Here is a 6,910-nt window from a genome sequence, read left to right as displayed (position 1 = left end):
TCGCCGCCGGTCGCCCCGGCTGCCCCCTGCGCCCCCTCGTCGGCCGAGGAGGGGTTCGCCGCTTTGGCGGCTGCGGCTGCAGCCTCCGACGACACCCGCTCCCCGATGATCTCTTCGGCAACGCATACGCCATCGGAATCGAGGTAGTTGAACGTGATCTCATCGCCTTCCGCGTATGCCACGATTCCCATGAGGCGCGGCAGCGCGAAGTCGTAGAGGTTCGTATCGTCGACGAGCTTCACGTAGAAATGCGAGTTTCCATCGACGACCGCCGTTACGATCCGCTCGATCGTGCCGCTCGTTTTCGTCACGATGCTCTCGTCGCCCTCGTCGGCAAGCTCAACGCCGTTGGTGGCCAGAAGCGTCTTGTACGCCTGCTGCGTCTCTTCGACGGTATTGCCCACCGCCACGTTCTGGTAGCGTTGGATGTCGAGCATTGCGAACATCTTCACGAGCCCCGCGTTGTCCTTCAGGGCCATGAAGTACGTCGGCTGGCCACTGATGTTGATGAGCAGCGGGAACGTCGCGTTATAGCCGAGGTGCTGCACCTGGCCCTCGGCCGAGCGCATGGCCGAATCCTCCGTCGCTCCGGCCACTTCGTAGAAGTGCGACTCGGCGGTGCGTTGGTTCACCAGCACGAAACCGACGATGGAGTTGTCGGCCGTGGCCGAAGTCACGCCGGAGTACACCCATACGTCATCGTCTTTGGCGATGTAGTTGTACCCAAGCTGACCGTTGGTGCCCGGCGTGGTTTGCACGACGCCCTGCTGGCCAAGCCACGAGTTGATCCAACCGTCCTTGTAGGCACCGTACCAGTTGTACTGCTCCACAAGCAGGTCGGCGGGATACACGCGGTCGACCCACTGCGGCACCTCTTCCACCGCAAGATCGGTGCATTCGCCCGTCGTCGCGTCGCACATGACAACGCGCTGGATGGTCTTGCCGCCGAACAGGCCGATGGTACGATCCTGAACCGGGCAGATCCACCACGGCTTGCCGTCGTCGTCGATCTCGAAAGCGAACTGGTCGAACATGTAGAACGGGTACTTGAGCTGCACATGGCGATCGATGTTGCGCGCGAGCGGCTCCGATTGCGAGTAGCGGATCGGGTTGTCGCCCAAGCGCACGATCTCGGCATCCTGCGTCGTCATGTTGACGAGCGCGTAGGCAGGGATGCCCTGCTCGCGGTTTGCGAGCCATTTGAACAGGTCGGCGTAGCCCAGGGGGCTCACACGCACGGGATTGCCCTGGTAGTTGATCTGACTGTAGAGCGGCGAAATTTCGAACTGGCTTACGTACTCGGGAATCGAACCCATGGTGCGGTTACCCAAAAGCACCGCCGAATCACGGTCGATGACGGGTATCTGGGTGTAGTCGACCTCCTTGATATCCTGGGCGAACTCGTCGTCAGTGGTCTGGAGGATGCTCGCGTACTTCTCGGCGTTACCTGGGAAGAACGAAAGGGAGGCCACCGCTCCCACGATACCGACGAGCACGACGATCACGGGCAGATACGAAGCGATCTTGAACGTCTTCGCCTTCTTCTCGTTGTACTCGTAGCGCCCGGTGCCCTTCTTGTAGGCGTAGGAGCGCGCCGAGAAGAACAAGAACAGGGGCAGCAGAATGAAAATCGCAATGAACATCCACGTATCGGTGGAGTGGATGTTGATAGGCGGATGGAACCACCAATACGCAACCGCTGCCACGATGAGGATGGCGATGATCGCGATGACGATCGCCTTCTTCCCCCATGCGGCGAATTTATCGCCGAACGAAACCTCGACGCGCGGCGGCCGATCGCCTCCGCCCGACGCTCCCCCGTCAGAACCGTCGTCGGGGCCTTTCCCGGTAAAAGGATTTCCCCCGCTTCCCACATCGACGCCCGACTGACGCAGGGCTTCCAACAAGGCATCTATACCTGATGTCTGTTTCACGAATAAACATCCCTTCTCAGTGCACAATGCAATGCAAATAGATTACACGTTCTCAGTATTGTACCGTAAAGGGCCGCGCGCACGCGCACGGCCCGAGAAGTTTACCGAACGGTGATGAAGAAGCTTGTCCATCGATTCCGCCCAGCAGAAGATCCGCCCGCATGCGGTTCTGCCGCATGCGGCGTTATCTTCACCAGGGGGATCCGACGGCTAGACCAGCGTGCGAAGCACGTACGGAAGGATTCCGCCCTGCTCGAAATAGCGGCCCTCCGTCGGCGTATCCACGCGCACGATCGCCTGAAACGCGGTTTCGGTGCCATCGGGCTTCACAGCCGTCACGGTAACGGTCGCAGGCTTCGGAAGGCCGCCCGAAAAATCAACCGGCTCGATGCTTATCGCCTCGCTGCCGTCAAGACCGAGCGTTTCGGCGTTTTCGCCTTCCATGAATTGCAGGGGAAGGATGCCCATGCCGATCAGGTTCGACCGGTGGATGCGCTCGAAGCTTTCGGCGAACGCCGCGCGAACGCCGAGCAGCATCGGACCCTTCGCCGCCCAGTCGCGCGACGAACCGCTTCCGTACATCTTGCCGGCAAGCACCACGAGCGGAACCTCGTTGGCCTCGTAGTCCATGGCGGCGTCGAATACGCTTGCAAGCTCGCCCGTCAGTTGATCGCGCGTCCAATGCCCGCGCCTGCCCTCGGCAAGCTTGTTCTGGAGCTTCACATTGGCGAACGTGCCGCGCATCATGACTTCGTGGTTGCCGCGCCGCGAGCCGTAGGTGTTGAACAGCTCTTCGGGCACGCCGCGCTCGCGCAGATAGGCTGCCGCCGGCGAATCGGATGCGATGGAGCCCGCAGGGCTGATGTGGTCGGTGGTGATGAAATCGCCGAGGCTCTCGAGCACCCGGGCGCCCACGATGGGCTCCACCGCCGCAGGTTCGACGCCCATGCCGTCGAAGTACGGGGCGCGGCGAACGTAAGTCGAAGCGTCGTCCCATGAAAACGTCGCACTCGGATCGACCGAGAGCGCCTGCCAGCGCGCGTCGCCGTCCATGAGACCCTCGCGGCCCTCGTCGTAGAGGTCGCGTGTCACGCAGGCTTCGAGTTCGCGCGCGATCTCGGCATCGCTTGGCCAGATGTCGGCGAGAAACACCTTATCGCCGTTGCCGTCCGTGCCCAGCGGATCGTTTTCGAAATCGAAGTCGATCGTGCCGACGAGCGCATAAGCGATCACCATCGCAGGCGCCGCAAGGTAGTTCTGGGACACGTCGGGCGAGATACGGCCCTCGAAGTTCCTGTTCCCGGAAAGCACGCTCGCAAGCTCGATCTCGCCCGCCACGTCGTGCATCGAAGAAAGGATGGGACCCGAATTGCCGATGCAGCTCATGCACCCGAACCCGCAGTTGTAGAAGCCGAGCTTCTGCAGCCCATCGATAAGGCCCGCACGCTCGAGCAGAAGCTCAGTCGCCTTGCTTCCGGGCGCGAGCACGCATTTGACCCACGGCTTGGCCGCAAGCCCCGCTTCGGCGGCACGCTTCGCAATCAGCCCCGAAGCGATCATCATGGCTGGATCGGTTGCGGTCGTGCAGCTCGTAACCGCCGCGATGGCGAGAGCGCCGTGCGAAAGCCCGAAGCGCTCGCCGAGCACTTCGACCTCGACCCGCTTGTCGAGCGACAACCCCCTGTCGGCGCAGACCGAATAAAACGCCCCTTGCGCATCGGCGGCGGCGATGAGGTCGTGCGGACGCGAAGGACCGGCGAGATTGCGCTTGACGGAGGAAAGGTCGAGTTCGATAACCTCCGCATACGCACGGGGTTCGGCCGACGGATCGTTCCAGAAGCCCTGCGCCTTCGCATAGGCTTCGATCAGCGCGATCTGTTCGTCGCTGCGTCCCGTCACACGCAGGTAGTCGAGCGTCTGCCGATCGACGGGGAACAGCGTGCACGTGCATCCGTATTCGGGAGTCATGTTCGCAACGCAAGCGCGCTGGGTGGCGCTCAGGCTTTCGAGCCCGGGACCGAAGCATTCGACGAACGACCCTACCACCCCGCGTGCACGCAGCATGTTCGCAAACACGAGCGCAAGATCCATCGCCGACACGCCTTCCGAAAGCGCGCCCGTCAGCTTGATGCCCACGACTCGGGGAACGAGCGTCGTGATCGGCTGGCCAAGCGCAGCGGCCTCGGCCTCGATGCCGCCTACGCCCCAACTCAAAACGCCGATGCCGTTCGCCGTCGTCGTATGGCTATCGGTTCCCACAACCGTATCGAAGTAAACGGTCTTCTCGCCTTCAGCCTCGCGAACCATCGCAACCTGCGAGAATTTCTCAACGTTGATCTGATGGCATATTCCGCCTCCGGGAGGCACGATGCGCACGTTCTCGAACGAGCTCTGCGCCCATTTGAGAAACGTGTAACGTTCGTTGTTGCGCTCGAATTCGAGCTCCATGTTCTTCTGCAGCGCGCCTGCGCATCCCGCCTCGTCGGCGATCACCGAATGATCGATAACCAGATCGCAGGGAATCTGGGGGTTAACCTTTGCCGGATCCCCCCCAAGCGACGCCATGGCCTCGCGCATCACGGCAAAATCGACGAATACCGGCACGCCGGTGAAGTCCTGCAGGAGCACGCGCGCCGGACTGTACGACAGCTCCTCTCCAACCTCGCCCGCAAGACCCGCTTCGATGATCCTCGCAGCGGCTTCGCGCGCTTCCTCATCGGTCGCGGAGCATCGAAGCGCGTTCTCAAGCAGCACCGTTAGGGAAAACGGCAGCTTCTCGGATCCTTCGACCGAAGAAACGGGAAAATACGTATACGTTTCGCCACCGACAACAAGCCGATCGCTTCGGGTGGATTGCTTTTGCGTCATAGGTTCAAAACCCCTCTCGTCTTTTCATTCATGCATCTTATCCGGCAGCGAGCGCCCTTTCGGCCCCCGCAGGCACTATGAAGTCAACGCCGCAACGAGGGCATCGGTGAACTCGGTGCAGCTTGCGGCCGCATGCGTCGATCCAGTCGCCTTGCGGATGTCGGCCGTGAGCACGGCACCCTCGGCATACACCTGGCAGACGGCCTTGCGAATGCGCGAAGCGCATGCCGTTTCGCCGAGATGATCGAGCATCATCGCCGCAGAAAGGATTTCGGCAGTCGGGTTGGCAAGGTTTTTGCCCGCAATATCGGGCGCCGAGCCGTGAACGGCCTCGAACACCGCACACCCATCCCCGATGTTCGCACCGGGCGCGATTCCCAATCCGCCGACCAGACCCGCCCCCAAATCGCTCGCTATATCGCCGTAGAGGTTCGGAAACACGATCACATCGAACTGCGTCGGATCGATGACCATGTTCATGCAGAACGCATCGATGATCCGATCGTCGAATTCGATGCGACCCTCGTAGCGCTTCGCAACTTCGCGGGCGACCCGAAGGAACAGGCCGTCGGTATGTTTCATGATGTTCGCCTTGTGGACGGCCGTCACCTTGGAACGCCCGTGCTCAAGCGCGTATTCGAACGCATAGCGCACGATGTTGCGCGTTGCGGTAACGGATACCGGCTTGATGGATATGCCCGAATCGGGGCGGATCGCACCCGCCTGCGCACTGCGGCAGAATTCGATCAGCTCGCGCGTTTCGTCGGCGCCTTCCTCGAATTCGATCCCGGCGTACAAATCCTCGGAGTTCTCCCGCACGATAACCAGATCGACATCGTCGTAACGACCGCCCGCCCCCGGAATCGACAGGACCGGACGCAAGCAGACGTACAGGTCGAGTGCTTGGCGAAGCGCAACGTTGACACTCCTGAATCCCTCGCCGACCGGCGTGGTAACGGGTCCTTTGATCGCCACCCCGTTTCGCCGCACCGCCTCGATCGTCGAATCGGGAAGCGGGGTGCCGCAGGCCTCCACCATAGAGGCACCCGCCTCGGCGATCTCCCACTCGATTTCGGCGCCGCTCGCCTCTACGACGCGTTGCATGGCGGCAGAGGTTTCAATGCCGATGCCATCGCCCGGGATGAGCGTGACCGTATGCTTTGCCATTGCTGCGTTCCTCCTCGGATGTACGCTCCTCGCGAAAACGCCGCGATCAGCGCGCCGCATCTTCGCCCGAAGGTTACGAAACGTTTTCGATGATCTGGGCTGCCCTGCGCTTCAAAGCGCCGCGACTGTTTTCGGCGTCGAACTTCATACGCTCGGCAAGTTCGCTTTTCACCGTTGGGCTGAGCTTGCCCGCAGAAAAATCGACAACCGCAACGAGCATGTCCTGAAACTCAAGGTCGCCATGGTAGCATTGGATGGCCTCGTCCACAAGCGGCCAGACTTTTTCGGATCGGTTTTCGGTCGTTGCGCCGAGCGCACAGAGGAAACGCATGGCCGCAAGCCGCACCGGGCCGCTCTCCTCGTCGAACAACGCCGTTTCAGCCCCTGATACCGCTCTGTCGCACACGCGCGAATCGCGATCGACCAAGGCTGTGAGCACATCGAGGCACTCCCAGCGCGTCTGGGCTTCGGGTCGGTTGAGCGCGTCGACGACGGCTCCTGCGTAGTCGATCAGCCGATCGGGAGATTCCTTGGCAACCTGGGCGAGAACCGCAGCCGATATCTGGCGAATCCTCCTCGATGCTCCCGAGAGGTTTTCAACAAGCTCGGCCAAGACAGCATCGCTCTCGATCGCCCGAGCCGCCAGATCTTTCGTGTCTTGTGATTTTTCGCTCAATTCGTGTCTCCATCTGCCGCTTGTCGGCCTGGGCACATATAGCAGAACCCTGTTTGCACGCGGGATAAATCGATGCTTTGTGCCAGAATAATTCAATTCCATTATATCGCATCGAAGCTTCTCCGACGGCAATCTCCACTTCACGACCGAGAGCTCGCGGGCAAACGGTCGTCGAGATGCGCCTGGACGGGCGGCAATGCACGGGAGAAATCCATTGAAAAGCGGCGTACACCCGATCGGGCCCGCCCGTCGCTCGTCGCCCGGG

Annotated in this window: 4 protein-coding genes; all 4 read right to left on the bottom strand. The window is 61.4% G+C overall.

What is annotated here, in order from left to right:
* Positions 1-1,934, bottom strand: a 1,934-nt coding sequence (locus C1719_RS04075) for a Tat pathway signal sequence (RefSeq protein WP_245874340.1), incomplete at its 3' end; no start/stop codon positions are given.
* A 210-nt stretch (positions 1,935-2,144) separates the two neighbouring features.
* The gene (gene acnA / locus C1719_RS04070) at positions 2,145-4,802 is read right to left on the bottom strand and encodes an aconitate hydratase AcnA (protein ID WP_102374014.1); all 2,658 of its coding nucleotides are present in this window, start codon (positions 4,800-4,802) and stop codon (positions 2,145-2,147) included.
* Positions 4,803-4,877: 75 nt separating this feature from the next.
* The gene (locus C1719_RS04065; protein ID WP_102374013.1) at positions 4,878-5,969 is read right to left on the bottom strand and encodes an isocitrate/isopropylmalate dehydrogenase family protein; all 1,092 of its coding nucleotides are present in this window, start codon (positions 5,967-5,969) and stop codon (positions 4,878-4,880) included.
* Positions 5,970-6,042: 73 nt separating this feature from the next.
* Positions 6,043-6,645 (bottom strand): hypothetical protein, encoded by a 603-nt coding sequence (locus C1719_RS04060; RefSeq protein ID WP_102374012.1) that lies wholly within the window; start codon positions 6,643-6,645, stop codon positions 6,043-6,045.
* Positions 6,646-6,910 lie beyond the last annotated feature (265 nt).

This window comes from Raoultibacter massiliensis (genome assembly GCF_900199545.1).
GTDB classification, from domain to species: domain Bacteria; phylum Actinomycetota; class Coriobacteriia; order Coriobacteriales; family Eggerthellaceae; genus Raoultibacter; species Raoultibacter massiliensis.
The sequence above is the reverse complement of the archived record's forward strand: the minus strand, read 5'-3'. Positions and strand labels throughout refer to the sequence as shown.